Source organism: Enterobacter hormaechei ATCC 49162 (assembly GCF_001875655.1).
Classification (GTDB): Bacteria; Pseudomonadota; Gammaproteobacteria; order Enterobacterales; family Enterobacteriaceae; genus Enterobacter; species Enterobacter hormaechei.
The window spans coordinates 646,456-670,996 of sequence record NZ_MKEQ01000001.1 but is presented as its reverse complement, the minus strand read 5'-3'; the positions used below and the strand labels follow the sequence as shown (position 1 = coordinate 670,996).

The 24,541-nt window shown below is 56.2% G+C and carries 21 protein-coding genes; 15 read left to right on the top strand and 6 right to left on the bottom strand.

The genetic code is table 11. The features are described 5' to 3' along the window. Positions 1-3: 3 nt before the first annotated feature. Complete coding sequence (locus BH712_RS03230; protein ID WP_006808840.1) at positions 4-780, bottom strand: winged helix-turn-helix domain-containing protein; 777 nt, start codon at positions 778-780, stop codon at positions 4-6. Positions 781-1,033: 253 nt separating this feature from the next. Between BH712_RS03230 and BH712_RS03225 the strand changes: the two genes are divergently transcribed. The 4 genes from BH712_RS03225 (at position 1,034) to BH712_RS25065 (ending at position 6,186) form a co-directional block, all read left to right on the top strand. Further along, on the top strand, positions 1,034-1,795 hold the full coding sequence (locus tag BH712_RS03225; RefSeq protein WP_006808839.1) for a hypothetical protein: 762 nt from the start codon (positions 1,034-1,036) through the stop codon (positions 1,793-1,795). Between the two features lie 65 nt (positions 1,796-1,860). Then, positions 1,861-2,388, top strand: a complete 528-nt coding sequence (locus BH712_RS03220) for a CS1 type fimbrial major subunit (RefSeq protein WP_006808838.1) — start codon at positions 1,861-1,863, stop codon at positions 2,386-2,388. 186 nt (positions 2,389-2,574) lie between these two features. Continuing rightward, positions 2,575-4,860 (top strand): TcfC E-set like domain-containing protein, encoded by a 2,286-nt coding sequence (locus BH712_RS03215; protein ID WP_232961914.1) that lies wholly within the window; start codon positions 2,575-2,577, stop codon positions 4,858-4,860. A gap of 72 nt (positions 4,861-4,932) precedes the next feature. Next, positions 4,933-6,186, top strand: a complete 1,254-nt coding sequence (locus BH712_RS25065) for a hypothetical protein (protein ID WP_006808836.1) — start codon at positions 4,933-4,935, stop codon at positions 6,184-6,186. Positions 6,187-6,310: 124 nt separating this feature from the next. Here the strand turns inward: BH712_RS25065 and BH712_RS03205 are convergent, their stop codons facing one another. Continuing rightward, the gene (locus tag BH712_RS03205) at positions 6,311-7,300 is read right to left on the bottom strand and encodes a 2-hydroxyacid dehydrogenase (protein WP_006808835.1); all 990 of its coding nucleotides are present in this window, start codon (positions 7,298-7,300) and stop codon (positions 6,311-6,313) included. Between the two features lie 210 nt (positions 7,301-7,510). Here BH712_RS03205 and BH712_RS03200 point away from each other — a divergent pair, with 210 nt between their 5' ends. The 3 genes from BH712_RS03200 to BH712_RS03190 are packed head-to-tail and all read left to right on the top strand — an operon-like array spanning position 7,511 to position 10,663. Beyond that, on the top strand, positions 7,511-10,150 hold the full coding sequence (locus BH712_RS03200; RefSeq protein ID WP_006808834.1) for a YdbH family protein: 2,640 nt from the start codon (positions 7,511-7,513) through the stop codon (positions 10,148-10,150). Continuing rightward, entirely contained in the window at positions 10,147-10,338 is a 192-nt protein-coding gene (locus tag BH712_RS03195; protein WP_006808833.1) for a YnbE family lipoprotein, read from the top strand. Before BH712_RS03200 ends, BH712_RS03195 begins: the two co-directional genes overlap by 4 nt. A 7-nt stretch (positions 10,339-10,345) precedes the next feature. Further along, positions 10,346-10,663: a YdbL family probable chaperone protein gene (locus BH712_RS03190; RefSeq protein ID WP_006808832.1), complete on the top strand. Its 318-nt coding sequence runs from the start codon at positions 10,346-10,348 to the stop codon at positions 10,661-10,663. Here BH712_RS03190 and feaR read toward each other — a convergent pair whose 3' ends face one another. Beyond that, a complete protein-coding gene (gene feaR / locus BH712_RS03185; protein ID WP_032673484.1) occupies positions 10,664-11,572 on the bottom strand; it encodes a transcriptional regulator FeaR in 909 nt (302 codons plus the stop codon). Between the two features lie 241 nt (positions 11,573-11,813). Between feaR and BH712_RS03180 the strand changes: the two genes are divergently transcribed. Beyond that, positions 11,814-13,313, top strand: a complete 1,500-nt coding sequence (locus BH712_RS03180; protein WP_006808830.1) for an aldehyde dehydrogenase family protein — start codon at positions 11,814-11,816, stop codon at positions 13,311-13,313. Positions 13,314-13,393: 80 nt separating this feature from the next. Here BH712_RS03180 and BH712_RS03175 read toward each other — a convergent pair whose 3' ends face one another. The 3 genes from BH712_RS03175 to paaZ form a co-directional block, all read right to left on the bottom strand. Beyond that, positions 13,394-14,500: a GGDEF domain-containing protein gene (locus tag BH712_RS03175; protein ID WP_006808829.1), complete on the bottom strand. Its 1,107-nt coding sequence runs from the start codon at positions 14,498-14,500 to the stop codon at positions 13,394-13,396. Positions 14,501-14,620: 120 nt separating this feature from the next. Beyond that, positions 14,621-16,894 carry a primary-amine oxidase gene (gene tynA / locus BH712_RS03170; protein WP_006808828.1) on the bottom strand — a complete coding sequence of 758 codons (2,274 nt, stop codon included), beginning with the start codon at positions 16,892-16,894 and terminating at the stop codon, positions 14,621-14,623. Positions 16,895-17,089: 195 nt separating this feature from the next. Then, positions 17,090-19,132 carry a phenylacetic acid degradation bifunctional protein PaaZ gene (gene paaZ / locus BH712_RS03165; RefSeq protein ID WP_006808827.1) on the bottom strand — a complete coding sequence of 681 codons (2,043 nt, stop codon included), beginning with the start codon at positions 19,130-19,132 and terminating at the stop codon, positions 17,090-17,092. A gap of 285 nt (positions 19,133-19,417) precedes the next feature. Here paaZ and paaA point away from each other — a divergent pair, with 285 nt between their 5' ends. Genes paaA through paaG form a run of 7 tightly spaced genes read left to right on the top strand, consistent with a single transcriptional unit; the run spans position 19,418 to position 24,541 of the window. Then, positions 19,418-20,347: a 1,2-phenylacetyl-CoA epoxidase subunit PaaA gene (gene paaA, locus BH712_RS03160; RefSeq protein ID WP_032673483.1), complete on the top strand. Its 930-nt coding sequence runs from the start codon at positions 19,418-19,420 to the stop codon at positions 20,345-20,347. Between the two features lie 12 nt (positions 20,348-20,359). Then, a complete protein-coding gene (gene paaB, locus BH712_RS03155) occupies positions 20,360-20,647 on the top strand; it encodes a 1,2-phenylacetyl-CoA epoxidase subunit PaaB (protein ID WP_003857353.1) in 288 nt (95 codons plus the stop codon). Positions 20,648-20,655: 8 nt separating this feature from the next. Continuing rightward, the gene (gene paaC / locus BH712_RS03150; protein ID WP_006808825.1) at positions 20,656-21,402 is read left to right on the top strand and encodes a 1,2-phenylacetyl-CoA epoxidase subunit PaaC; all 747 of its coding nucleotides are present in this window, start codon (positions 20,656-20,658) and stop codon (positions 21,400-21,402) included. A gap of 11 nt (positions 21,403-21,413) precedes the next feature. Next, positions 21,414-21,911 carry a 1,2-phenylacetyl-CoA epoxidase subunit PaaD gene (gene paaD, locus BH712_RS03145; RefSeq protein ID WP_032673482.1) on the top strand — a complete coding sequence of 166 codons (498 nt, stop codon included), beginning with the start codon at positions 21,414-21,416 and terminating at the stop codon, positions 21,909-21,911. 7 nt (positions 21,912-21,918) lie between these two features. Beyond that, positions 21,919-22,989 carry a 1,2-phenylacetyl-CoA epoxidase subunit PaaE gene (gene paaE, locus BH712_RS03140; RefSeq protein ID WP_006808823.1) on the top strand — a complete coding sequence of 357 codons (1,071 nt, stop codon included), beginning with the start codon at positions 21,919-21,921 and terminating at the stop codon, positions 22,987-22,989. After that, positions 22,986-23,753, top strand: coding sequence for a 2,3-dehydroadipyl-CoA hydratase PaaF (paaF, locus tag BH712_RS03135; protein WP_006808822.1), 768 nt, complete (start codon positions 22,986-22,988; stop codon positions 23,751-23,753). The genes paaE and paaF overlap by 4 nt, the downstream gene beginning before the upstream one ends. Further along, positions 23,753-24,541: a 2-(1,2-epoxy-1,2-dihydrophenyl)acetyl-CoA isomerase PaaG gene (gene paaG / locus BH712_RS03130; RefSeq protein WP_102765928.1), complete on the top strand. Its 789-nt coding sequence runs from the start codon at positions 23,753-23,755 to the stop codon at positions 24,539-24,541. The genes paaF and paaG overlap by 1 nt, the downstream gene beginning before the upstream one ends.

The following is a 24,541-nucleotide window of genomic DNA, read 5'->3' as shown; positions in this document are numbered from 1 at the left end:
TGTTTACATCCAGGAATGATAGGCGTAATCCATACAGGAAATAATTTCATTATCCTTCATATAGCAATGTGATAAGAATGCTCTTCCACTTTGATTCTTCAGTACCCCTCCGGTGGAGAAAAAGTAAAGGATGCTGTCATCGTTGCAGGAGATGTTGTTTTGTCCGATATAATCTTTAGCAGAGGAAAGCGCCTCGTTTAATTGCGCATTTCGCCCCATCAGCACGGCATACACCGGGCAATTCCCAACGTGTCCTATTTTAGTCGGTGTAATGGACATACTTTGTTTATGCATCATATCAGTGGAAAAGATTACCACCACAGGCGTGGCGATGAGAATCAGCAGTAAAAAAAAGATCGCCCAATTGCCCATTGGCGGCTTAATTTTTTGCTTGAGGTGATGTGATTCTTCACTCAATGATGCCGGAGTGAAAGATAATGAATCATTTTCTGTTCTAATCGTTAACTCATGACTGAGTATAAAACCCTCTCTGGGTACTGTTCTGAGGGTTTCATCGGGAAGCTGAAAATGAGCCATCAACTTACGCAGCTGGGAGACATATTGATTGAGACTGTTATTGGAAGGTTCTAATCCATGCTTCTCCCAAACATAATTCATGATTTCTTCCCTTGTCACGACTCTGCCTTTTTCCTGCAAAAACAGGTGCAGCAGTCTGGCAACGATCGGGCTGAGAATGACCTTGGCTCCTTCGTCATTTTTCTCCCACAGTGCGCCATCGTCGATACGAAAGTAAACACGATCCTCAATGATAAAAAGCATAATCGCTCATTTCCCTCGATACAAAAGCCCTTTGGCCTGCTTTGAATATTACTCTTCCTGAGACTGATTCTAAGAAATTTCCTATGCAGTGTCCCGTAATGCAGATCATGTTCCTTTATAATTTTATATAACAGTATTTTATCCTATAAAACCGATAATTTTAATATAATAGTTCCGCCGAAGTGCTTTGGTGGTAAAGTTTCCGCCGTCAAAAACAACGCCAAAGCAGATACTGAACGGTGAGCATACAGGCATGAAATTTAAAAAATTCTTAAATGCGGCAGGAGTGGTTTTATCTTTCGGGATGATCTCCACCTCCGTTAATGCTGCGCCAATGATAGGCATTGGCAGTATGTATGATGTTCTGACTCCTGACAGTCATAGTTTGACTAAACGTATATATAACAGTGGGGACTCCACTGCGTTTGTCAGAGTTGAATTGCTCGAAATCCATCCCGGGCAGAAAAATACGCCAAACAATGAAACGCCTGTGAAAGAAATGTCAGGTAACGTGCTTGAAAAAAATCGGCTCGTTGTCACGCCATTAAGGATGATTATTCCTCCCAATGGATTTCAATCTGCGCGCGTTATGTGGCCAGGTGTCCGGGATAAAGAACGTTATTTTAGAGTCAGGTTCACACCCGTAATGCCACAGGCAGAAGATGGTTTCGGATTAGATAGCAAGGCCGCAGGGCAATATCGGGAAGAAACACTTCAGGCAGGCGTAAATATCCTTACGGGATATGGGTCGGTGGTGATTGTGCAGCCAGAGAAACCCGCTTTCAACACCCTTATTAAGCAGAGTGACTCAGGTGGTGTGAGTGTCGTAAACAAAGGCAATGCAACGGTTGTCCTTGAAGATATACGTCAGTGCAAGTCCGCCAATACGGATTGCGGAGAAGTGAGTCGCGAATTTATTTTGCCAGGCCGGAGTTATTCTGTGGCTGGGAAAAATGGGTTTAAAACCAATTTCACTCTCATCGAGGGAAACAATAAACAGGCCAAGTCATTCTGACACCTGTTGAATTAATTAGCACATTTTAGTGCGCGTTCTAGACGAAATAACCTTAAGGAGTTTTTATGAATCGTCAATTTAATGTAATTAAAACTACGCTGGCTGCTGCATTCATCTCTTGTGCCGCAATGACCGGCGCAGCGAATGCTACTGAGAGCCAGAGTTACACCATTAACCTGTCGGCCACCGTACCTTCAGATACCTTCCAGGTGATCCCAGTTGATGCAGGCTGGATCGATCAGACCCAGGACATGGGGTATGACATCGCCAGCAGCAAGCTGCAAATTTTTGAGAAGCCGTTCCAGTACAAAAACACGGCTGGCGCAATTCAGGCGACCCTGACCGGTAACCTCAATTCTGACGGCAAACCCCAGCTCTCTAATGGTACCGATGTTATTCCGCTGGCTGTGAGCTTTAACAATACGCCACTCAGCAAAACCGCAACGGAAGTGGTAAGCGAAAGTGCGGCGAAAGCAGGGGGGCGTACTTCACTGAAAATCACCCAGGCCGATGATGCCGCTCTGACCGTGAACGGGATGTTTACCGGCTCAGTTGCGATGATTTTCGAGCCTGTTGTCGCTGTGACTCCTTAATTTCTGACGCGTTTTATTACCTAACAGAGGAGGCCGCTGTTTTCCAGCAGCGGCTTTTTTATGAAAAAAATCGTGTTGCTATTAACCGTGTGCCCTCTTTTTTCCGCAGAAGCAAATATGACGCTGGCCGCGAACATGCGAGCTCTCCCTGAGGATTTCAGACGTTACTTTTATGAGTCCGAAGTGATGGCTCAGGTATATCTGAATGACACCCTTTTATTCGAGGCTGCAATTTCGTTAACGGAAAGCGGTGATGTTCGTCTTATACGTACCATTGAGGAGTCAGAAAGCGTCGATTCGGATGTCAGGAACCGGTGGAAAGAGGTGCTCGATAAAGGCATATCAGTGGGTGAATGTACTAATCAGTGTCCGTCAGGCCTGATGGCAGCAGAGTATCTGCTCGATAGCTCGATTCTAAAACTGTACACCTCTCATTATGAAACAGCACGAACCGAGAACAGCTTTATCTCACTGCCGGAAAAAATGCCCGGCGGAATGATTATGTACAACGATATCACTGCCACCAACAGTGATAACACGCGTAGCTGGGGTATTAACTCATCGCTTACCACGTCGTTGCTGGGCTGGAGCCAGCGAGTGTCATTCCAGTCTTCTGGTACTGACGGGCAATACCATTACAGCAGCAGCACACTCTACGAACTGTATTCGCAGAAAGAGCTGCCGGGACATTTCGTTCGTCTCGGCTTTTTCACTCCCGACAGCGATACGGGCAACGTTGAGATGTCCGGGTTTGGGTATGACACGGTTGTGGGGGCCATGTGGGGAACATCCGACGCTTTATTGATTAACGGCGACAGCGTCAGCGCCTGGCCGGTCTATGTGACAGGACAGAATCAGTCCGTCGCGGAAGTCTGGCGCGACGGGCGGCTCATCCATACGCAACAGCTCGAAACGGGTGTGCAGGCGCTGGACACGCGACGACTGCCGGGCGGTATCTACGACATCACGATAAAAATTATTGAAAATGGCAAGACCGTCGACACCCAGCAGGCCCAGATTTATAAACCTCAGGGCTGGAACAACCCTGACAAGCGCTGGCGCATGAACCTGTGGGGCGGGCAGCAGCAAACCATCGGTACAAGCACCCGCTATGGCAACGATAACCCTCACCCTGCGGCGGCCGGTGGCGGCATTGACTATCTTGTCCACCCGCGGGTGGTCATGGGGGTGAGCGGGGCGGCCACTGAGAATGAGCATCAGGTGCGGGTCAGAAGTAACGTTACGCTCACGCCCAGTGATTCGCTGTTTGCCCAGTACACGACGGGGAATAATGACGTCCAGTCCAATCAGAATACCGATATCCGCTATTACCGTACTATCCCGGGAGGAGGGGCTGCCAGCCTGTACTGGCGTTCGACGACCACCGACGTTTATGGTCACCAGACACGTTATCGCCAGCAAGGGGATACCTGGGGGGCGTCATTATCGCTGCGTTTACCCTGGACAACCTCGTTGACGGTAAACGGACAATATACAGAAACGGCCTGGCGGCAGGGCTTTGGGGCTGATGTTGCTACCACCACGTTGGGAACGCTTGCAGGGCGTAACATGAATTTTCGGGTCAGTGCCTGGGATCGCCCCGGGTTTAGCAACGGGCGTCGGGACCACGGCATGTCGGTGGGGCTGAGCCTGTCGCTTGCGCCATCCTCACGACACGCGGTGTCAGCTGAAACGGGTATGAACCAGAATCACGGCTACTCCAGCCTCAGCTACCAGTACCAGCCTGATGAGAGCAGTACGCTTCGCACCGTGGGTGGCGGTGTGTCCTATAGCGCGAAGAACACGGTTTTTAATGCAAACGGGTCGGTAGATACCCCGTTCGTCAGCGCTGACGGCTGGGTGCAGCATCATACGCAAAACAGCTCAAACACAGCAGGGGGCAACCTCAGCCAGGTGCTTATGCTTGGAGGGGGAAAACTGGCATCCTCCAGCGGGAGTGCCAGTCGCAGCACCGGGGCAGCACTCATCGTTGATGTTGACTCGGACCACAATGACATCGGTATCCTGGCCTCCGGGAAGATGTCAGAAACGCGTCTGTTGCCAGGCAGGAATGTGGTGCCAGCAGAACAGTGGAGAAAAGAGGTCATCCAGTTTAGCGCGACGGGGGGCGATAGTGTTCGGGTCTTTCCTGAACAACAGAGTATTCAGCTTAATAAGGGAAGCGTGCAGTACGTACAAGTGAAAGCAGTGAAAACCTATACGCTTGTTGGCACTTTGCAGGATGATCAGGGGGAACTGTTAAAAAACCGTTTTGTGGAAAGTGATATCAGCGGGGCGGTAATAAACGCAGAAGGGGTGTTGACGTTAGAAACGGGTTCAAAGAATAAAACCTTACTATTAAGAGAGGAAGGAGGAAAACCGCCGCTCAAATGCAGTATTCCAGCGGCAGATAATGCCGGGAATAATGCTATTCGTTTTGTTGAGGACCTGAAGTGCAGCGTGATGAATTAATGAACCAGAAACCCTGTCCGTAAGCGCTTTCTTCCGAAGCGAGTTTATCATTCCATCCCAAAAGTGTTTATTATGAAAAAACTACTCTTTGCGTTTTATTTATTTGCGTTACCATTGCAGGCTGCCACCATAAACATTACGGCTTCGTTTTCGCCATCAATGTCAGACCCATCGAATGACAAATTTGTTAATACTACACCGCAGTCCGGCTACTGTGTAAGTTATCCTGCGCAATGTGCAGATAATAAGACATTCAGTATCAATATGGGAGGAATTACGGCGTCTCTGGCTACGTCAGGGCTGACCGCAAATTCAGAACCACGAATGGGAATATACTTCGGCTTGCCAGGGGCATGGCGAGATGTTGTCGTCAGACATGATGAAACAGGGGAAGTTCGTACGCTTAAGTTCAGAATGAGTGCATTTTCCGCCAGATACAATACCTTACGATCATGGACTCTTTCAGAGCATCAACAAACCTGGAATGGAAGTTCGTTTGTTTATGCCCCGTCTCCATGCCAATATTCAGGTATTGGTATAGTGCACACAGGAGCTTATGGGTTTATGTGGAAAGTACCGAACAGGGATGTTGAGTGTTATAAAACTGCGAAAAAGGATTTAACAGGAGAGCCCCATCTCATTAATAATATCAGTATGGGATATGAGTTGGCTACGCCTAATCCATTATTGATGAGTTCAGGGATTTTTAAGGGTGAACTGGTGCTCAATGTTGGCCCAGGTGGCGAAATTGATTTTGGTGATAATTACGAGCCATCAGATACTACGCTCGTGTTAAATTTCACACTTTCGGTAAACCATGAACTAAAGCTGAGTACAACAGCTGAAAATCAAAACGTTTCCCTTATACCGTGTGAGCCCGGTAAAGTTTGCACTGCCGGGCAGGGTGATGCGCGCTGGGAGCGGTGGATGGTAAATCGTATTACACCCAACCTGACGGGCCAAAGCAAATTTAACCTGTCCAGTTCAGGTTCATTCACGGTATATCTTCAGTGTGAACAAAACCTCGGTTCAGACTGCGCCCTGAAGAGTGATAAATTACCTTCTCAATGGGTACCCGTGCAGGCTTTACTGACGTTACCGGATAATATTGTTGATGATAAAACAGGAACTGGAGTGGTAAGACGCCGTCTCGCCATTGGCAAGGATCTCACAAAGAATTTATTTCTGACTAATGTATTTGGTCAGGAGAAGGCGGGCAGTATTGATTTCCTTATTGAACAAAAAGATGTTGATACGATGTTGAATACGCGGCCTGATGTTTATCGTGGGGCAGTAACCGTCATTTTTGATCCGTTAATTTACTAATGATGGCCGCGAAAATGTCATGCTTCTTAAGGATGGGGGGGACACCAGCGGCGGAAAAGGCAGAGGGGCGTTCAGTTAACGCCCGGGCCGGGCAGGGCGTAAGCCCTCACCCGGCTTACCAGGTTTACACTATGGCGTTAGGGCACGCTTCGCCCTTTTCGAGTTGACGCAAATTCCCCAGCGTGGTTTCTGAAATACTGATCAGCGCTTCGGCGGTCAGAAACGCCTGGTGGCCGGTGAACAACACGTTGTGGCAGGCCGACAGGCGACGGAACACATCGTCCTGGATCACGTCGTTAGATTTATCTTCGAAGAACAGATCGCGTTCGTTCTCATAGACATCCATACCTAATGCGCCGATTTTTTGCGTTTTTAACGCTTCGATAGCGGCCTGAGAGTCGATCAGCCCGCCGCGGCTGGTATTGATGATCATCACGCCGTCTTTCATCTGGTCGAACGCCGACTGGTTAAGCAGGTGATAGTTTTCCGGGGTCAGCGGACAGTGCAGGGAGATAACGTCCGACTGAGAAAAGAGCGTCTTCAGATCGACATACTCCACGCCCAGCTCCAGCGCAGCGGCGCTGGGATACGGATCAAACGCCAGCAGGCGCATGCCAAATCCTTTAAGAATGCGAAGGGCGGCCACGCCGATTTTGCCGGTGCCAATGACGCCTGCGGTTTTACCGTACATGGTAAACCCCGTCAGCCCCTCCAGAGAGAAGTTGGCATCACGGGTACGCTGATAGGCACGGTGAATACGACGGTTGAGCGACATCATCATCCCGATGGCATGTTCTGCCACGGCTTCCGGAGAATAGGCCGGGACGCGAACGACCTTCAGACCCAACTCTTTGGCGGCATCAAGATCGACGTTGTTAAAACCCGCGCAGCGCAGGGCAATGTATTTCACGCCCTGCTTTTTCAACTCTTCCAGCACCGGTCGGCTGCCGTCGTCGTTAACGAAAATACAGACACCTTCGCAGCCGTGGGCAGTCTTCGCCGTCTTTTCAGTCAGCAGAAAGTCGAAAAATTCAAGATCGAAACCGTACGTCTCGTTAACATGTTGCAGATACTTTTTGTCGTACTGCTTTGTGCTATATACCGCGAGTTTCATAAGACTTTCTCCAGTGTTTTTGGAACCACGTTAGCATGTTTAAAATTATCTTACAATTTTTCAAAATTCATTGAAATCAATAAGTTCTATGAATTATTGTAGAGCATCTACTCTTAAAAATGGCATTACCTTCAACTGACTGGCTAAACATGCGACAATGAGCGGCAGGAACGGCTTATTTTTTTCGCAAAATCAGGATATTAACTGCCCATGAAGGGTAAATACAAAGCCGCAATCGCGCTCTTACTGCTGCTATTTCTTGTGCCGCTGACGCTGCTGATGACGCTCGCCCAGTGGGTACCCACGCTCGCCGGGATCTGGCTTCCCGTAGGAACGCGTATCGCGTTTGAAAAAAGCCCACGGCTCACGCGCCACGCCCTGATCATCCCCGATCTCCGCTATCTGGTCGAAGAGTGCGAGATTGCCCGCATGGAAAACGTGACCCTGTCACACCCCAGCCGCTGGGATCTGGATATTGGCGCACTTGAACTTAACTCTGTCTGCCTGAGCAAACTGCCGCAATCAGCGCCCTCTACGGTGGCGCCGAAAACGCTGGCACAGTGGCAGGCCATCCTGCCCAATACCTGGCTGACCATCCACCGCTTTACCCTTTCTCCCTGGCAGCAGTGGGAGGGTGAGCTGCATGCCTCGCTCACGCCCGCCCGCCAGGACATCACCTATAAAGGGGAACAGGTGAGCGTCAAAGGGCAGTTGCGCGGCCAGACGCTCTCCATCAGCCAGTTCGATGTGCACCTGCCGGACCAGCCGCAGCCCGTGAAGCTGGTCGGTGAATTTACCCTGCCGCTGGTGCCGGACGGCGTACCGGTGAAGGGGCACACAGTCGCAACCTTTAACGTGCCACAGTTATCCTCGCTGGTCGATGCCGATCTGGACTGGGAGGACAATCAGGGCCAGCTGGTGGTCATGGCGCGGGACAACCCCGAGCCGCTGCTCGATTTACCGTGGCAGATCACCGCTCAGCAGTTGACCATCAGCGACGGACGCTGGAACTGGTCAGCCTCCGGTATGCCAATGAGCGGTCGCGTCGGCCTGAAAGTGGATAACTGGCAGCAGGGGCTGGAGAAAGCCACCTTCACGGGGCGGCTCAACGTGCTGACCCAGGGGGATGCGGGTAAGGGCAACGCGGTGCTGAATATCGGTCCCGGCTCGCTCAGTATGGAAAACAGCGCTATGCCGCTGCACCTGAGCGGTGAAGCCAAGCAAAACGATCTGATCCTCTATGCCAGACTCCCGGCTCAACTGACCGGTAGCCTTTACGAACCGCAGCTTACCTTTGAACCCGGCGCATTATTGCGCTCGCGCGGACGCATCATTGATTCGCTGGATATCGATGAGATCCGCTGGCCGCTGGCGGGCGTGAAGCTCACGCAGAAGGGCGTGGATGGCCGCCTGCAAGCCATTCTGCGGGCGCACGAGAACGAGATGGGCGATTTTGAGCTGCATCTGGACGGCCAGGCTAACGACTTTTTACCGGATAACGGTTTGTGGCAGTGGCGTTACTGGGGCAAAGGGAACTTCACGCCGATGAACGCGCGCTGGGATGTCCGGGGAACCGGAGAGTGGCGCGACAACGTTATCGAACTGACCGATCTCTCCACGGGGTTCGACAAATTGCAGTACGGCACGATGCTGGTCAGCAAACCACGTCTGGTGCTGGATCACCCGGTGCGCTGGTCGCGGGACCCGGAAAACCCCACCTTTAGCGGCGCGCTCGCGCTCAATGCCGGGCAAACAAGCTTCTCGGGTGGAAGCGTGCTGCCGCCGTCCGTTTTGACCTTCAGCGTGGACGGGACAGACCCGACGGTGTTCCAGTTTAAAGGGAAACTTCATGCAGACGACATCGGGCCGGTCCAGGTCAACGGGCGCTGGGACGGCGAACGTCTTCGCGGTCAGGCCTGGTGGCCAAAACAGTCTCTGACGGTGTTCCAGCCGCTGATCCCTCCAGACTGGAAAATGACCCTGCGCGGCGGCGAAATGTACGCGCAGGTCGCTTTCTCGGCGGCGCCCGATCAGGGCTTTGAGGCCGGGGGGCACGGGGTGCTCAACGCGGGCAGCGCGTGGATGCCGGATAACGAGATTAATGGCGTTGACTTCGTTCTGCCGTTCCGCTTAAGTCAGGGCACCTGGTCGCTGGGCACGCGCGGGCCGGTAACGTTACGAATCGACGAGGTGAAAAACCTGGTCACGGCCCGAAATATCACCGCGGATCTCCAGGGCGATTACCCCTGGACGGAAGCGAACCCGCTCCTGCTCACCAACGTGAAGGTGGAAGCGCTCGGCGGGAAAATCACCATGCAGCAGTTGCGAATGCCGCAGCACGATCCGGCTTTACTGCGCGTGGATAATATTTCCTCCAGCGAACTGATAAGCGCGGTAAATCCGAAGCAGTTTGCCATGTCCGGCCCGGTGAGCGGCGCGCTGCCGTTCTGGCTGGACAATGAAAAATGGATCATTAAAGATGGCTGGCTGACTAACCCGGGGCCGATGACGCTGCGTATCGACCAGGACACGGCAGATGCCATTGTGAAAGACAACGTAGTTGCCGGGGCGGCGATCAACTGGCTCCGCTATATGGAAATTTCGCAGTCGTGGACAAAACTCAATGTGGATAATCTGGGTGTGTTAACCATGCAGGCGACCATCAAAGGCACCAGCCGCGTCGAGGGTAAAAGCAGCTTCGTGAACCTGAATTACACCCATGAAGAGAACATTTTTACCCTCTGGCGCAGCCTGCGCTTCGGGGACAATCTGCAAACATGGTTTGAGCAACATGCGGCGATACCCCTTCTCCGCAGTTCGACAGGCAAGGAAAGTGAGGAACAACAATGAAAAAGAGGGCTGGTGTACTCACCGTGGCCGTCGTCGCGCTGCTGTCAGGCTGCACGCCGCGCATTGAAGTGGCGGCGCCCAAAGAGCCGATCACCATCAACATGAACGTGAAAATCGAGCATGAAATCCACATCAAGGTGGATAAAGACGTTGAAGCCCTGCTGAAAACCCGCAGCGATCTGTTCTGAGGATGCCATGAAACGATTAGCTCTGATGTTACTGGCGCTGGGGATGAACGTTCACGCCGCCACGCTTACGCTCAATGATGCGCGTGCCCAGGGGCGCGTAGGGGAAACCCTGAGCGGCTATCTTGCGCCCGTTCAGCACGACGCTGAAACCCTGGCGCTGGTTAACCGTATCAACGCCGCACGCACGGAAAGTTATCAGCAACTGGCTGACAGTAATAATTTGCCCGTCGACGAGGTGGCGAAAATGGCGGGACAAAAGCTGGTGGCCCGCGCACAGCCGGGTGAGTACGTGAAGGGGATTAACGGCAAGTGGCTGAAAAAGTAACTACCGGTAACGCTTACGGTATTCGCCCGGCGAAACCCCGAAACGCTGCTTAAAGGCGGTGGAAAAATGGCTATGGTCGGTAAAGCCCCAGCTGTAGCCTATTCCCGCCAGCTTTTCGTCATCGCCAATGGAACGCAGCGCCTGAGCGCATAAATCGAGGCGACGGTTCTTAATATACTGCGCCACCACCAGCCCTTTCCCGGCAAACATGCGGTATAAGCTGCGCACGGACATCCCGCTCTCTGAGGCTATCCACTCCGGTCTTAACGCCTCCGACTGAATATGATCGTCAATCAGGGACAGCACGTGGCGGAACTGACGCTCCTTGCGCGGCAGCACCTCGTCATGCTGCTGGAAGGCCGGACGCAACAGACACACCATCGCCTCCAGCGCCGCTTCGCTTTCACTGGCGCTCAGATCGGCATTGCCCATGCTCTCCTGTAACAACCGGTAGCTTAGCTGCACGGTCGGCAGAGTGCGGGAGAGGGGCAGCGCGCAGCGCACTTCCTGAAAACGCGCATGTTGCTCAATGAGTTGTCGCGGGAGCAGCAGCGAAATCTGGCGGGAACGCTCCTGCCAGTAAATGGAGCACGGGCGGGAGGCGTCAATCAGCGTGATATCTCCGGCTTTCAGCATTGCACGACGGTCGTCCTGTTCGATTCCGGCGCTGCCTTCCAGCTGAAACACGGTGTAGAACCAGGCGTCATTGCCGTTTTTGATCTCCTGAGAGGTGCGAAACAGGTTAACGCCTGCGGCGGTCACCGTGCTCAGCTTCAGACTTTGGGTATAGCTGGTTTCCAGCTCACCGAAAAACGCCCCCTCTAACGGACGTGCCGCAAAGCGCCCACAAACCTGGTTAATTTGCGCCAGCCACTGCTGAAAATTGTCCTGTTCGCTTGCACACGCCATTGATTTTCTCGCTGCACCGTCACCGTTTACGCATTGTTGCATTTATGTTGCATTTTGTCAGGGCTACGAGGCTGACTATAGGAAAGAACACTCAAGGATTACAGCGATATAAGCGGGAATTATCACGATTTGCGGAGCCTGTCACAGCTGACAAAGCGAATGTCACACAGACAAAAGCAGGAATGCGAAACCCCTCTTAGACTGCATACACACCCTGCGAAGCATAACGAAGGAGTACCCTATGTCCGAATCACACGTCGCCGTCCTGCCTGGCGTGCAGCAGTTTTTAGATCGTCAGCACGGCCTGTGGATTGAAGGGCGTCAGGCGGCATCCGATAGCGAAAAACGTCTGAACGTTTACAACCCGGCAACCGGCGAGGTCATTGCCTCCACCGCCGATGCCAGCGTCGACGATGTCGATCGTGCGGTGATGTCTGGCTGGCGCGCCTTTGTCGCCCGAAGCTGGGCCGGGCGGCTGCCGGCAGAGCGGGAACGCATCCTGCTGCGGTTTGCGGATCTGGTGGAACAGCATGGCGAAGAGCTGGCACAGCTCGAAACCCTGGAGCAGGGGAAATCGATTAACATTTCCCGCGCCTTCGAGGTGGGCTGCACCCTGAACTGGATGCGCTACACGGCGGGGCTGACCACCAAAATTGCTGGCAAAACCCTCGATCTCTCGATTCCACTGCCGCAGGGCGCGCGCTATCAGGCGTGGACGCGTAAAGAGCCGGTTGGGGTCGTGGCGGGGATTGTGCCGTGGAACTTCCCGCTGATGATTGGCATGTGGAAGGTGATGCCCGCGCTGGCGGCAGGCTGTTCCATCGTGATCAAACCTTCCGAAACCACGCCGCTCACCCTGTTACGGGTGGCTGAACTGGCGAGCGAGGCGGGGATCCCGGATGGCGTGTTCAATGTCGTGACCGGCAGTGGCGCCGTCTGTGGCGCGGCGCTGACCTCTCATCCGCGCATTGCCAAAGTGAGCTTTACCGGTTCGACGGCGACGGGCAAGCAGATTGCCCGCGCGGCGGCGGATACCCTAACGGGCGTGACGCTGGAGCTTGGCGGCAAAAATCCGGCCATCGTGCTGAAAGATGCCGATCCGGCATGGGTGATTGAAGGGCTGATGACCGGCAGCTTCCTGAATCAGGGGCAGGTCTGCGCGGCCAGTTCACGCATTTATATTGAGGCGCCGCTGTTCGACACGCTGGTCAGCGGGTTTGAACAGGCCGTGAAATCGCTCAGCGTCGGGCCGGGCATGTCGCCGGAGGCGTTTATCAATCCGCTGGTGTCACGCGCCCACTGCGATAAGGTACAGGCGTTCCTCGATGAGGCGAAGGCGCACAATGCGCAGCTGATCGCCGGGAATCGGGGGCCAGACGGCAAAGGCTATTACGTTTCGCCAACGCTGGTGGTCAACCCGGATAATCATCTGCGCCTGACGCGGGAAGAGGTGTTCGGGCCGGTGGTGAACCTGGTCCGTGTGGCCGACGGGGAAGAGGCGCTTCAACTAGCGAACGATACGGAGTATGGCTTAACGGCCAGCGTCTGGACGCAGAACATCAGCAAAGCGCTGGCGTACACCGACAGGCTACAGGCCGGAACCGTGTGGGTGAACAGCCACACGCTGATCGACGCCAACCTGCCGTTCGGCGGCATGAAGCAGTCCGGCACCGGGCGCGATTTCGGCCCCGACTGGCTGGATGGCTGGTGTGAAACGAAGTCGGTGTGCGTGCGGTATTAAAAAACGCCTTACCCGGCCTGCGGGATCGAGGTAAAGGTTGGTTTTGTAGGCCGGGTAAGCGCAGCGCCACCCGGCGTAACTTACAGCGACCACCGATCCCGCCCGGCCTCCTTCGCCCGATAGAGTGCCGCATCGGCGCGGGCAATGATTTCCGGGCCAGCCAGTCCTGCGGTATAGCCTGCGATGCCTGTACTCACCGTTACACATTCACTCACCTTCGACGCGCTGTGCGGAATGGCTGCGGTGCGCAGGCCTGCCTGGATCCGCGCAGCGACTTTCTCAGCAACGCTTGCTTCGCAGTCAAAGAGGATCACCACAAACTCCTCGCCACCGTAGCGGGAGACCACATCCTCTGGCGTGCGCACCGAGGTGTTCAGCACCTCCGCCACCCGCGCGAGACACGCATCTCCCGCCTGGTGACCATAGGTGTCGTTATACAATTTGAAATAATCGACATCCAGCATCAGCACCGCGAAGCGTTTGCCTTGCTCCACTGCATTTTCCAGCACCAGTTCCATCGCCCGACGGTTAGCCGTTTTCGTTAGCGGATCCTGATGGGCCAGCGCATCCAGCCGCGAAATCAAACGCTGATTCTGCTGGTTGCGACGCCACGCCTCTTCAAACCAGCTCAACAGGATATAGCGTCCGCAAACGAGAATGAACGTGAAGACTACCCACGTCCCGACAAAGCGATAATTAATTTCCTGATTCAACAGCATGCTGGCAACAGGCATGGTGATCCACAGCGGAACCGTGAAGCAGAGCAGTGCCACCGGGTGAAAATAGAGCGCGGTCATGCCAGCCATCAGCAGGGTGACGAAGATGGGCCAGGGATGGGGAAGCTGTATGACATAGATAAACCAGTAACAACACAACGACCAGAGCACACCGCAGAGGAACAGTACCGCACTGACCCCGCGCATATGGCGCCAGGCCATTAGCACCAGCGCACCGTTCAGAATGATCACACCGAGCATGGTGGCATCAACAATCAACTGGAGATGCGGGGTAATGTGAAACAGGGTATCAATCTGGCCGAACAGCGAATTGCGCAGCAGGACCATAATGGCAAAGCTCGTGTTCACGAAGGCGAGCCACGGCAGGTTCACGGCCAGTCCGTGAACAACCATTGACTTACGGGTAGGCCATGTCGCCGGTTCGGGTGTGGCGTTATGTCGTTTTTCCATTGAAGCTCTTTTCCCTTCCGGGGGAGTGATATAAGGCAATATACCTTTAACTATAAGCAGGTTGAATTAATCATCAAACAGAGAGGCGATAAAAACCGGGCATTACGCCCGGTCGGTGGGTTATTTCTGCTCTTTTTTCTTGCCGAGCGTGGGCGTCTCGTCAAAGAAATTCCACGGTTTGAGTAACGTGTGCACCCATTCCGTCGGCATTATCGGCCACTCTTCGGCGCGGGCGACGTGGGTGGTGCCGGTGGTCATCCAGACGACGTTATCCTGGTCATTCAGCGACTCGTTATCTTTGCTGTACTGGCCGAGGCCCGTATCGTGCGTAGAACGGTTCGGGTATTTTCCCTCCGGGTACATCTCGTCGGGATGGTAACGCGTCACCCAAAGCTGTTTATCCATAAAGCTCAGGCGGTGATAAATCCACTCGTCCGGGGCAAATTTCGCGCCGGACGCCACCGGGTGTGTCCCCCCCGCGTAAGGGATGATCTGATACGAGACCGGGTTGCCCATGCGGTTCTCTTTGCGGGTGTTGCTCAGCAGGCGGATGGTGCCAGGGTCGAACTTCTGCGCCGCCTGCTGTTCGGTATCAATGTCGTACTGATTAACCTGCATGGTGCTGGTGCGCGGGCCGCCAGCGGTGTTCGGTTTGACGTCCGGATCCATCGCCACCAGCTTGTTATTGACGCCGTCCACGTCCATATCCAGGCGGAAGTTATAGATGTGCTGGTGCGTGGTCCCGACAATATTATGGTCGATCAGCGTGCCGTATTTCGTGTCATCCTTCGCGGTGGCATCATGCATGGTTTTCGTCTGCACACCTTTCACCGCTTCTATGCCCGTGGCCCCCGCATCAATGCCGATGGTGCCATTTTCGTGGAATACCCAGTCGAAGATGTAATCGTAGTTACCCACGGTGCTGACCCAGCGCACCACCAGCTCGCGGCGTTCGGTGCTGACGTTGGGTTTACCTAACTCCTGGTGCTTATATTCCGGCCCGGCGTAACGCTCGAAAATGGCGATCGCCCGGGGGATCTCCATTGGCGCGCCGGTGTAATCCGGGATGGTTTCGTTGAGCATCACGGCGTTAGACGGCACGTCTTTGCCGCGCACCAGCGGTGAGGTCAGGGTACCCATGCCGTAGTCGCCGGAGTCCAGGTAGGCTTTAAAGTACCAGCCGATATCCGGGTCGCCGTACGGCACAATCATGCCGCCGAGCGATCCCTGATACATCACCTGCCGTTTTTTGCCATTGTCGTTATAGGTCACGGTGGAGATCATCGGGCCGACGCGGGAGTCCAGGCTCAGATGAAAATCCCAGTTCTGCCAGTGCACCATGTCCCCGGTGATGGTGTAGTTCTTGCCTTCCGGCTCGATAATCTCCAGCGGTTTTTTCACCGTTTCAACGCGGTCGCGGCCATCATACGGGCGCGGCGTGAGCGGCACCGGCACGACCGGACCTTCCTCAATCTTCTGGATTTTCTTCTGCTCAAGATCCACCACCGCAACCAGGTTTTCGATCGGGTGTGCCCAGTAGTTACCGTCACCCACGTCGAGATAGCTGATCACCTTCAGCAGGCGGTCTTCCTGTTTCAGCCCATCCTTGCCGTCAAAAAAGCCGACGGTAAGCGGGGTGGTGATCACGTTCTTCGGGTCGGTAATGCCGCGCTTTTTCAGGACTGCGGCAAACTCCGGGCTTTCATTGATGATCTGCTGCACGGTATTGAAGTCATCCAGCAGCACCATGCCGTGCGCGTCTTTGATCGGCTCCCAGCGGAGGATCTTTTTGTCCTTCAGATCCACGCGGCTTTCGATGATGTGTTTGCCGTCAAGCATGACGATATTTGCCTGGCGGGGCGCATCCACCGCCGTGCCGTTCAGCACAAAATCCCAGACTTTGGCTTTTTCTGGCTCCGCCAGCGCAATCTGGGTAAAGCGGGTATTGGGTTTAAAATCCGCAGAGGCCTTCACAATGGCCACGGCCTGTTTGATTTCATCAGCCGTTAGCGCGTTTAACGGGTGAGGGCGTTTTTCTACCTGGAATGTCTGATCAAGACCGGACTGAAAGACATCGTTGATAAAGGTCTCCGGGATATACGCCTTGTTGTCCTTCATCACCACGGGCACCTGGAGCGTCAGCGGTTTGCCGTTAACGATGGCGGTGTTTGCTCCGGGTTTGACCTTCACAAAGGCACCGTCTTTGGCGATGGTGAACATCTGGGCGTAATCATCCCACTGCACGTCCGCGCCAAACGCCTGAAGCGTTTTGTCCATCGGAACCATATGCGCCTCGCTGCCGTGAGCGTAAACAGGGGATTGCCAGGCGCAACAGAGCGCAACGGCGATGGCCAGTGCCGTTCTACGGGCAGAAAAAGAAGAATTGCTTCCCATCACAGACCTCATCTTGTTGTGTTTATTGTGTTGTGTCAGCCTTATCCTGACAGGCGCGCACGAAAAGCGTTTGCCTGCATCTGCCAGGTTGTTTGTTGGTCTTGCCAGGTTAAAAAAAGAGCGGGGATAAATCACAGGGTCGTGCAGATCAATCCCCTCTCCCCGTTGGGGAGAGGGTCAGGGTGAGGGGTGACGTTAGCTGAAATCACCCTGCTGGCGCGCCACCAGCGTCAGGATGGAGTAGAGCGCCACGGCCTGCTGGTGCTGGTTGAAAATCTCCACCGCCCATTCCACTACGCCGGTCGGTTTTTCCTCGGCAGTGCGCTGTTTCTTCAGCGTTTTGCGTTTACAGGTCAGGCGCACCTGAATGGTGTCGCCCGGTTTGACCGGCTCAATAAAGCGCAGGTTTTCCATGCCGTAGTTGGCAATCACCGGCCCAACGCCTGCGTCGACAAACAGCCCGGCCGCGGCGGAAATCAGGAAATAACCGTGCACCACGCGCTCGCCAAAAATCGACTCCGCCGCGCCAATTTTGTCCATATGGGCGTAGAAATGATCCCCGCTCAGGCAGGCAAAATTCACGATATCCGCTTCCGTGAGGGTACGGCGCGGAGTCAGCAGACTGTCGCCCGGCTGTAACTCCTCGAAGTATTTGCGGAACGGATGAACGCGATCCTCCTGCACCCCGGCACCACGGACCCACTGTTTGCCGATGGCGGCGAGCATGGACGGGCTGCCCTGAATGGCCGTGCGCTGAAGATAGTGCTTCACCGCGCGCAGGCCACCCAGCTCCTCGCCGCCGCCCGCGCGTCCGGGACCACCGTGCACCAGCTGCGGCAGCGGTGAGCCGTGTCCGGTGGACTCTTTGGCCGATTCTTCGTTGAGGATCTGAATACGCCCGTGGGCACGGGCTGCACCGGCAATAAACTGCCGCGCCACGTGGGTATCTGCCGTAACCAGCGTTCCCGCCAGGCTCCCGCCGCCCGCCCGCGCCAACTGCATGGCGTGTTCGGTGTTACGGTACGGCATCAGGGTTGCAACCGGGCCAAAAGCCTCGGTGGAATGGACGGCTGGGGTCTCGTCCGGCTGCGGGCAGAACAGCAGGGTGGGCGGGAAGAATGCGCCAGCCGCCTGCAAATCGGCTTTGCCACCCAGACGTATCTGGCAGCCTGCGGCAAGCAGATGATCGACTTTTTCCTGCACGTCGGCACGTTGCTCACTGTTGACCAGTGCGCCCATCTTAACCCCTTCCTGGGCCGGATCGCCGACGATCACTTTCTCCAGCCGCGCAATCAGCGCCTGGCTGACGGCTTCATCCTGTGCTTCCGGCACGATGATGCGGCGGATGGCAGTACATTTTTGCCCGGCTTTGGCGGTCATCTCGCGCACCACCTCGCGGATAAACAGCGCAAACTCCGGCTGCTCCGGCGTCACGTCCTCACCCAGCACGCAGCAGTTAAGGGAATCCGCTTCCATGGTAAACGGAATGGAATTCGCGACGATATTCGGGTGTACACGCAGGCTCTGCCCGGTGCTGGCCGAGCCGGTAAACGTCACCACGTCCTGGCTGTCGAGCTGGTTCAGCAGATCGCCTGCGCCACCGCAGATCAGGCTGATGGCGCCGTCCGGCACCAGTCCGCTTTCGACGATCGCTTTCACCATCGCCTGAGTCACCTGCGCGGTGGCGGTGGCGGGCTTGATGATGGCGGGCATCCCGGCAAGCCAGGTGGGGGCGAGCTTTTCCAGCATCCCCCAGCACGGGAAGTTGAACGCGTTGATATGCACCGCCACGCCGGATTTCGACGTTAAGACGTGGCGCGCCGCAAAGCCGCCTTCCTTCGACAGCGGGATCAGCTCATCCTCCGGCCACAGCGTGTCGTCCGGTAGCTCACGGCTGCCGAGGCTTGCGTAGGTGAAGAGGGTGCCGATACCGCCTTCAATATCCACCCAGCTGTCGGCCTTCGTTGCGCCGGTCTGGGCTGACAGGGCATAGAACCGATCCTTCTGGCTGAGCAGGTGTTTCGCGACCGCTTTCAACATGGCGGCGCGCTCGATAAAGCTCATTGCGCGAAGCGCTTCCCCGCCGTGTTCAATGGCGTAACGGCGCGCGGCCGCCATATCCAGCCCTTCGCTGGTGACCTCGAATAGCGTTTCCCCGCTAATGGCGTGGGTGATGGTGCGCGCGCGGCCCCGGCCTGATTGCCAGGTGCCGGACAAGAAGCTGGCTAACTGCTGCATTTCTTCTCTCCAGATGTTTCGTGATTTCACTATAAATAGTTTGATCGCGAATCATAAAAATCAAGCTGCGTTTTAATGAATTGTTAACGTTGTGATCTGCATTGCTTAGCGCTTGCGCTGTAGATGCTTGTTTTATGGGCTTTTTATGAAAAGGCTTGCGAGCGTTGTCACAAAATAAACAAACGCTCCTTGGGGTTATATTTAACCTTTGTGTAACTTTTAAGAAACCAAATGATTCACCATTTTGCAACTTGTGGTGATATAACGAATCATAAAGGTGGTTATGTGACGCAAGAACAACGCTTTGAGCAACGCATCGCACAGGAGACGGCCATCGAGCCGCAGGACTGGATGCCGGAAGCCTACCGCAAGACGCTGATCCGCCAGATTGGACAGCACGCTCACTCTGAAATTGTTGGCATGCTGCCGGAAGGGAACTGGATCACCCGCGCGCCGACGCTGCGCCGGAAAGCCATTCTGCTGGCGAAGGTGCAGGATGAAGCCGGACACGGCCTGTACCTCTACAGCGCGGCGGAAACGCTGGGCTGCGCCCGGGAGGACATCTATCAAAAGATGCTCGACGGCAAAATGAAATACTCCTCCATCTTCAACTATCCGACCCTGAGCTGGGCCGATATCGGCGTCATTGGCTGGCTGGTGGACGGGGCGGCCATTGTGAACCAGGTGGCGCTGTGTCGTACCTCTTACGGTCCGTATGCCCGGGCGATGGTGAAAATCTGTAAAGAAGAGAGCTTCCACCAGCGTCAGGGTTTTGAGGCCTGCATGGCGCTGGCGCAGGGCAGTGAAGCCCAGCGGCAGATGTTGCAGGACGCCATCAACCGTTTCTGGTGGCCCGCGCTGATGATGTTCGGACCCAACGACGACAACTCCCCGAACAGCGCCCGCAGCCTGGCCTGGAAAATCAAACGCTTTGGCAACGATGAGCTTCGCCAGCGCTTCGTGGATAACACGGTGCCTCAGGTGGAGATGCTCGGCATGACCGTGCCGGACCCCGACCTGCGTTTCGATGAAGAGAGCGGTCACTACCGCTTCGGCGAAATCGACTGGCAGGAATTTGACGAGGTGATCAACGGGCGCGGCATCTGCAACCACGAACGTCTGGCCGCAAAACGTAAAGCCTGGGACGACGGCGCCTGGGTGCGTGAAGCCGCTCTGGCCCACGCGGAAAAACAACGCGCCCGCCAGGCCGCATAAGAGGAATCAACCATGAGCAATGTTTACTGGCCGCTATATGAAGTTTTTGTCCGTTCTAAGCAGGGGCTGTCGCACCGCCATGTGGGCAGCCTTCACGCTGCCGACGACCGCATGGCGCTGGAAAACGCGCGCGACGCCTATACCCGCCGCAGCGAAGGCTGTTCCATCTGGGTGGTGAAGGCGAGTGAAATTGTCGCTTCCCAGCCGGAAGAGAGCGGTGAGTTTTTCGATCCGGCGGAAAGCAAGGTTTACCGCCATCCGACCTTTTACACCATCCCTGATGGCATCGAGCATATGTGAGGTTGGGGATGAACAACGTATCTGCTTATGCCCTGCGTCTGGGCGACAACGGTCTGGTGCTCTCACAGCGTCTGGGCGCCTGGTGCGGCCACGCGCCGGAGCTGGAAATTGACCTGGCGCTCGCCAATATCGGCCTTGATCTGCTCGGGCAGGCGCGCAATTTCCTGACCTACGCCGCTGAACGGGAGGGGAAGGGCGATGAAGACGCTCTGGCCTATGGCCGCGATGAGCGTCAGTTCCGCAATCTGCTGCTGGTGGAACAGCCAAACGGCAGCTTCGCCGACACCATCGCCCGTCAGTACCTGATGGATGCGTGGAACGTGGCGCTGTACGAACGGCTGATCCACAGCCGTGACAGTCAGCTTGCCGCCATTGCCGCCAAAGCGATTAAAGAGGCGCGCTACCACCTGCGTTTTAGCCGCGGCTGGCTGGTGCGTCTGGGGGACGGGACAGAAACTTCTGCCCAAAAAATGCAGCAGGCGGTGGATAACCTGTGGCGCTTTACGGCAGAGCTGTTCGACGCCGACGACGTCGAGCTGGCGCTGACAGAAGAGGGGGTGGCGGTTGATCCGCGCGACCTGCGGGAACCGTGGGAGCGCGAAGTGTTCGCCGGGCTGTCGGAAGCCACCCTCCGCGTGCCTGAAGAGGTGGCGTATCGCACGGGCGGCAAGAAGGGGCTGCATACCGAACATCTGGGGCCGATGCTGGCAGAGATGCAGTATCTCCAGCGCGTTTACCCCGGTCAGCAGTGGTAAAGGAGGACGCTATGCAACGCCTCGTCGACATCGCGCCTGCACAAATCCCGCAGATCTGGGCGCTGTTAAGCCAGATCCCCGACCCGGAAGTGCCCGTGCTGACCATCACCGACTTAGGCATGGTGCGCAGCGTGAAGGCGCAGGGGGAAGGCTGGGTCATCGGCTTCACGCCAACCTACTCGGGCTGCCCGGCAACGGAGCATCTGCTGGGGGCGATCCGCGAAACCCTGACCGGGAACGGCTTTGCCCCGGTACATATTGTGTTGCAACTGGAACCCGCCTGGACCACCGACTGGATGACCGAGGATGCCCGCAGGCGCCTGCGCGAATATGGCATCAGCCCGCCTGTCGGCCATAGCTGCCACGCCCACGTTCCCGCGGAGGTGAGTTGTCCGCGCTGTGCGAGCACCGATACCTCGCTTATCAGTGAATTTGGATCCACGGCCTGCAAAGCGCTCTACCGCTGCAATACCTGCCGTGAGCCATTCGACTATTTCAAATGTATTTGAGGCTGCCATGACAACGTTTCATTCATTAACAGTGGCAAAAGTGGAACCCGAAACCCGCGACGCGGTGACCATTACCTTTGCGGTGCCGCAGGCGTTGCAGGAGGCGTACCGCTTCCGTCCCGGTCAGCATCTGACCCTGAAAGCCAGCCCTGGCGGGGATGAACTGCGTCGCTGCTACTCCATCTGCCGGAGCACCGCCCCTGGGGAGATCAGCGTGGCGGTCAAAGCCATCGAAGGCGGGCGTTTTTCCCGCTATGCCCGGGATGAGATCAAACCGGGCATGGCGCTGGAGGTGATGGTACCCCAGGGGCAGTTTGGCTACCAGCCGCAGGCCGAACGCGAAGGCCACTATCTGGCGATTGCCGCCGGGTCCGGGATCACCCCGATGCTGGCGATTTTGTCCGCTACGCTGGCCACTGAAACCCACAGCCACTTCACCCTGATTTACGGCAACCGCAGCAGCCAGAGCATGATGTTCCGCCGGGCGCTGGCAGATCTGAAAGACAAATACCCGCAGCGTTTGCAGCTGATCGCCATCTTCAGCCAGGAGACGCTCGACAGCGATCTGCTCCATGGCCGCATTGACGGGGAAAAGCTCCAGGCGCTGGCAAAAAGGCTGGTGAATTTCCGCCAGTACGATGAAGCCTTCATCTGTGGCCCGTCGGCGATGATGGACGAGGCCGAGGCGGCGCTGAAAGCGCTGGGTATGCCGGAAAAAGCGATCCATCTTGAACGCTTTAATACGCCGGGCACCGCCGTTAAACGGACCGTCAGCGTGCAGGCCGACGGGCAGAAGGTCACCGTCCGCCAGGACGGACGCGACCGGGAAATCACCCTGACGGCGGATGACGAGAGCATTCTTGATGCTGCCCTGCGGCAGGGGGCGGATCTGCCTTACGCCTGCAAGGGCGGCGTATGCGCCACCTGCAAATGCAAAGTCCTGCGCGGAAAAGTCGATATGGCGACCAACTACAGCCTGGAGCCAGACGAACTGGCGGCAGGCTATGTGCTGAGCTGTCAGGCGCTGCCGTTAACCGCCGACGTTATCGTCGATTTTGATGCGAAGGGGATGGCATGAGCGAACTGATTGTCACCCGTCATGGCCGCGTGTTGCAGCTGACGCTTAACCGTCCGGCGGCGCGCAACGCGCTCAACAATGCGCTGCTCACGCAAATCGCGGAGCAGCTAGAGACCGCCGCCGCGGATGCAGAGATCGCCGTCTGCGTAATTTACGGCAACGAACGCTGCTTTGCCGCCGGGGCCGATCTCAATGAAATGGCGGAGAAAGACCTGCCCGCCACCCTGAACGATATCCGCCCGCAGCTGTGGGCGCGGATTAACGCCTTCACTAAACCGCTGATCGCCGCGGTGAACGGCTTCGCGCTGGGAGCAGGCTGCGAGCTGGCGCTGCTCTGCGATGTGGTGATAGCCGGGGATAACGCCCGTTTTGGCCTGCCGGAAATCACCCTCGGGATCATGCCGGGCGCAGGTGGCACCCAGCGGCTGATCCGCAGCGTGGGCAAATCGCTGGCCAGCAAAATGGTGCTGACGGGCGAAAGCATCACGGCGGTTGAGGCGCACAGCGCCGGGCTGGTCAGCGACGTCTTCCCGGCCTCACTGACCCTGGAATACGCCCTTAAACAGGCGACGCTGATGGCGCGCCACTCGCCGCTGGCGCTACAGGCGGCGAAGCAGGCGCTACGCCAGTCGCAGGAAGTGCCGCTTCAGGCCGGGCTGGCGCAGGAGCGTCAGCTGTTTACGCTGCTGGCAGCCACCGACGATCGCCGGGAAGGGATCAACGCCTTTTTACAAAAACGCACCCCAGACTTTAAAGGACGCTAATTGTGGAATCTATTCTGAGCCATGTTGAGCAGGGCGTAATGACCATTACACTGAACCGCCCGGAGCGCCTGAACAGCTTTAACGACGTCATGCACCAGCTGCTTTCCGACTGCCTGAAGCAGGCCGAGCGCGATGACACCATCCGCTGTCTGCTGATCACCGGGGCCGGACGCGGTTTCTGTGCCGGGCAGGATCTCAACGACCGTAACGTGGATCCGAACGGTCCCGCGCCGGATCTGGGCATGTCCGTAGAAACGTTTTACAACCCGCTGGTGCGCCGCTTAGCCCGGCTGCCGAAGCCGGTGATTTGCGCCGTAAACGGCGTGGCGGCGGGGGCGGGGGCCACGCTTGCGCTCGGCTGCGACATGGTGATCGCGGCCCGTTCAGCCAGTTTTGTGATGGCCTTCAGCAAGCTCGGGCTGGTGCCGGACTGCGGCGGAACCTGGCTGCTGCCGCGCGTGACCGGACGCGCCCGCGCCATGGGGCTGGCATTGCTGGGCGATAAGCTCAGCGCTGAACAGGCGCAGGCCTGGGGGATGATCTGGCAGGTGGTGGACGACGAAGAACTTTCCGCCACCGCACAGCAGTTGGCGCTGCATTTTGCCTCGCAGCCGACCTTTGGCCTGGGCTTGATTAAGCAGGCGATCAATGCCGCCGAAACGAACACCCTCGACGCCCAGCTTGATCTGGAGCGCGACTATCAACGTCTGGCCGGACGCAGCGACGACTACCGGGAAGGCGTCAGCGCGTTCCTGGCAAAACGCGCGCCGAACTTTACGGGGAAATAA

What these genes read in the sequence shown, in the direction of transcription:
- BH712_RS03220 (WP_006808838.1), top strand. Translation starts at nt 1,861, where the DNA reads ATGAATCGTCAATTTAATGTAATTAAAACTACGCTGGCTGCTGCATTC.
- BH712_RS03230 (WP_006808840.1), bottom strand. Translation starts at nt 780, where the DNA reads ATGCTTTTTATCATTGAGGATCGTGTTTACTTTCGTATCGACGATGGC.
- BH712_RS03200 (WP_006808834.1), top strand. Translation starts at nt 7,511, where the DNA reads ATGAAGGGTAAATACAAAGCCGCAATCGCGCTCTTACTGCTGCTATTT.
- paaE (WP_006808823.1), top strand. Translation starts at nt 21,919, where the DNA reads ATGACAACGTTTCATTCATTAACAGTGGCAAAAGTGGAACCCGAAACC.
- BH712_RS03225 (WP_006808839.1), top strand. Translation starts at nt 1,034, where the DNA reads ATGAAATTTAAAAAATTCTTAAATGCGGCAGGAGTGGTTTTATCTTTC.
- BH712_RS03195 (WP_006808833.1), top strand. Translation starts at nt 10,147, where the DNA reads ATGAAAAAGAGGGCTGGTGTACTCACCGTGGCCGTCGTCGCGCTGCTG.
- BH712_RS03190 (WP_006808832.1), top strand. Translation starts at nt 10,346, where the DNA reads ATGAAACGATTAGCTCTGATGTTACTGGCGCTGGGGATGAACGTTCAC.
- paaF (WP_006808822.1), top strand. Translation starts at nt 22,986, where the DNA reads ATGAGCGAACTGATTGTCACCCGTCATGGCCGCGTGTTGCAGCTGACG.
- BH712_RS03205 (WP_006808835.1), bottom strand. Translation starts at nt 7,300, where the DNA reads ATGAAACTCGCGGTATATAGCACAAAGCAGTACGACAAAAAGTATCTG.
- paaD (WP_032673482.1), top strand. Translation starts at nt 21,414, where the DNA reads ATGCAACGCCTCGTCGACATCGCGCCTGCACAAATCCCGCAGATCTGG.
- BH712_RS25065 (WP_006808836.1), top strand. Translation starts at nt 4,933, where the DNA reads ATGAAAAAACTACTCTTTGCGTTTTATTTATTTGCGTTACCATTGCAG.
- BH712_RS03175 (WP_006808829.1), bottom strand. Translation starts at nt 14,500, where the DNA reads ATGGAAAAACGACATAACGCCACACCCGAACCGGCGACATGGCCTACC.
- tynA (WP_006808828.1), bottom strand. Translation starts at nt 16,894, where the DNA reads ATGGGAAGCAATTCTTCTTTTTCTGCCCGTAGAACGGCACTGGCCATC.
- feaR (WP_032673484.1), bottom strand. Translation starts at nt 11,572, where the DNA reads ATGGCGTGTGCAAGCGAACAGGACAATTTTCAGCAGTGGCTGGCGCAA.
- paaC (WP_006808825.1), top strand. Translation starts at nt 20,656, where the DNA reads ATGAACAACGTATCTGCTTATGCCCTGCGTCTGGGCGACAACGGTCTG.
- paaZ (WP_006808827.1), bottom strand. Translation starts at nt 19,132, where the DNA reads ATGCAGCAGTTAGCCAGCTTCTTGTCCGGCACCTGGCAATCAGGCCGG.
- BH712_RS03180 (WP_006808830.1), top strand. Translation starts at nt 11,814, where the DNA reads ATGTCCGAATCACACGTCGCCGTCCTGCCTGGCGTGCAGCAGTTTTTA.
- BH712_RS03215 (WP_232961914.1), top strand. Translation starts at nt 2,575, where the DNA reads ATGGCTCAGGTATATCTGAATGACACCCTTTTATTCGAGGCTGCAATT.
- paaB (WP_003857353.1), top strand. Translation starts at nt 20,360, where the DNA reads ATGAGCAATGTTTACTGGCCGCTATATGAAGTTTTTGTCCGTTCTAAG.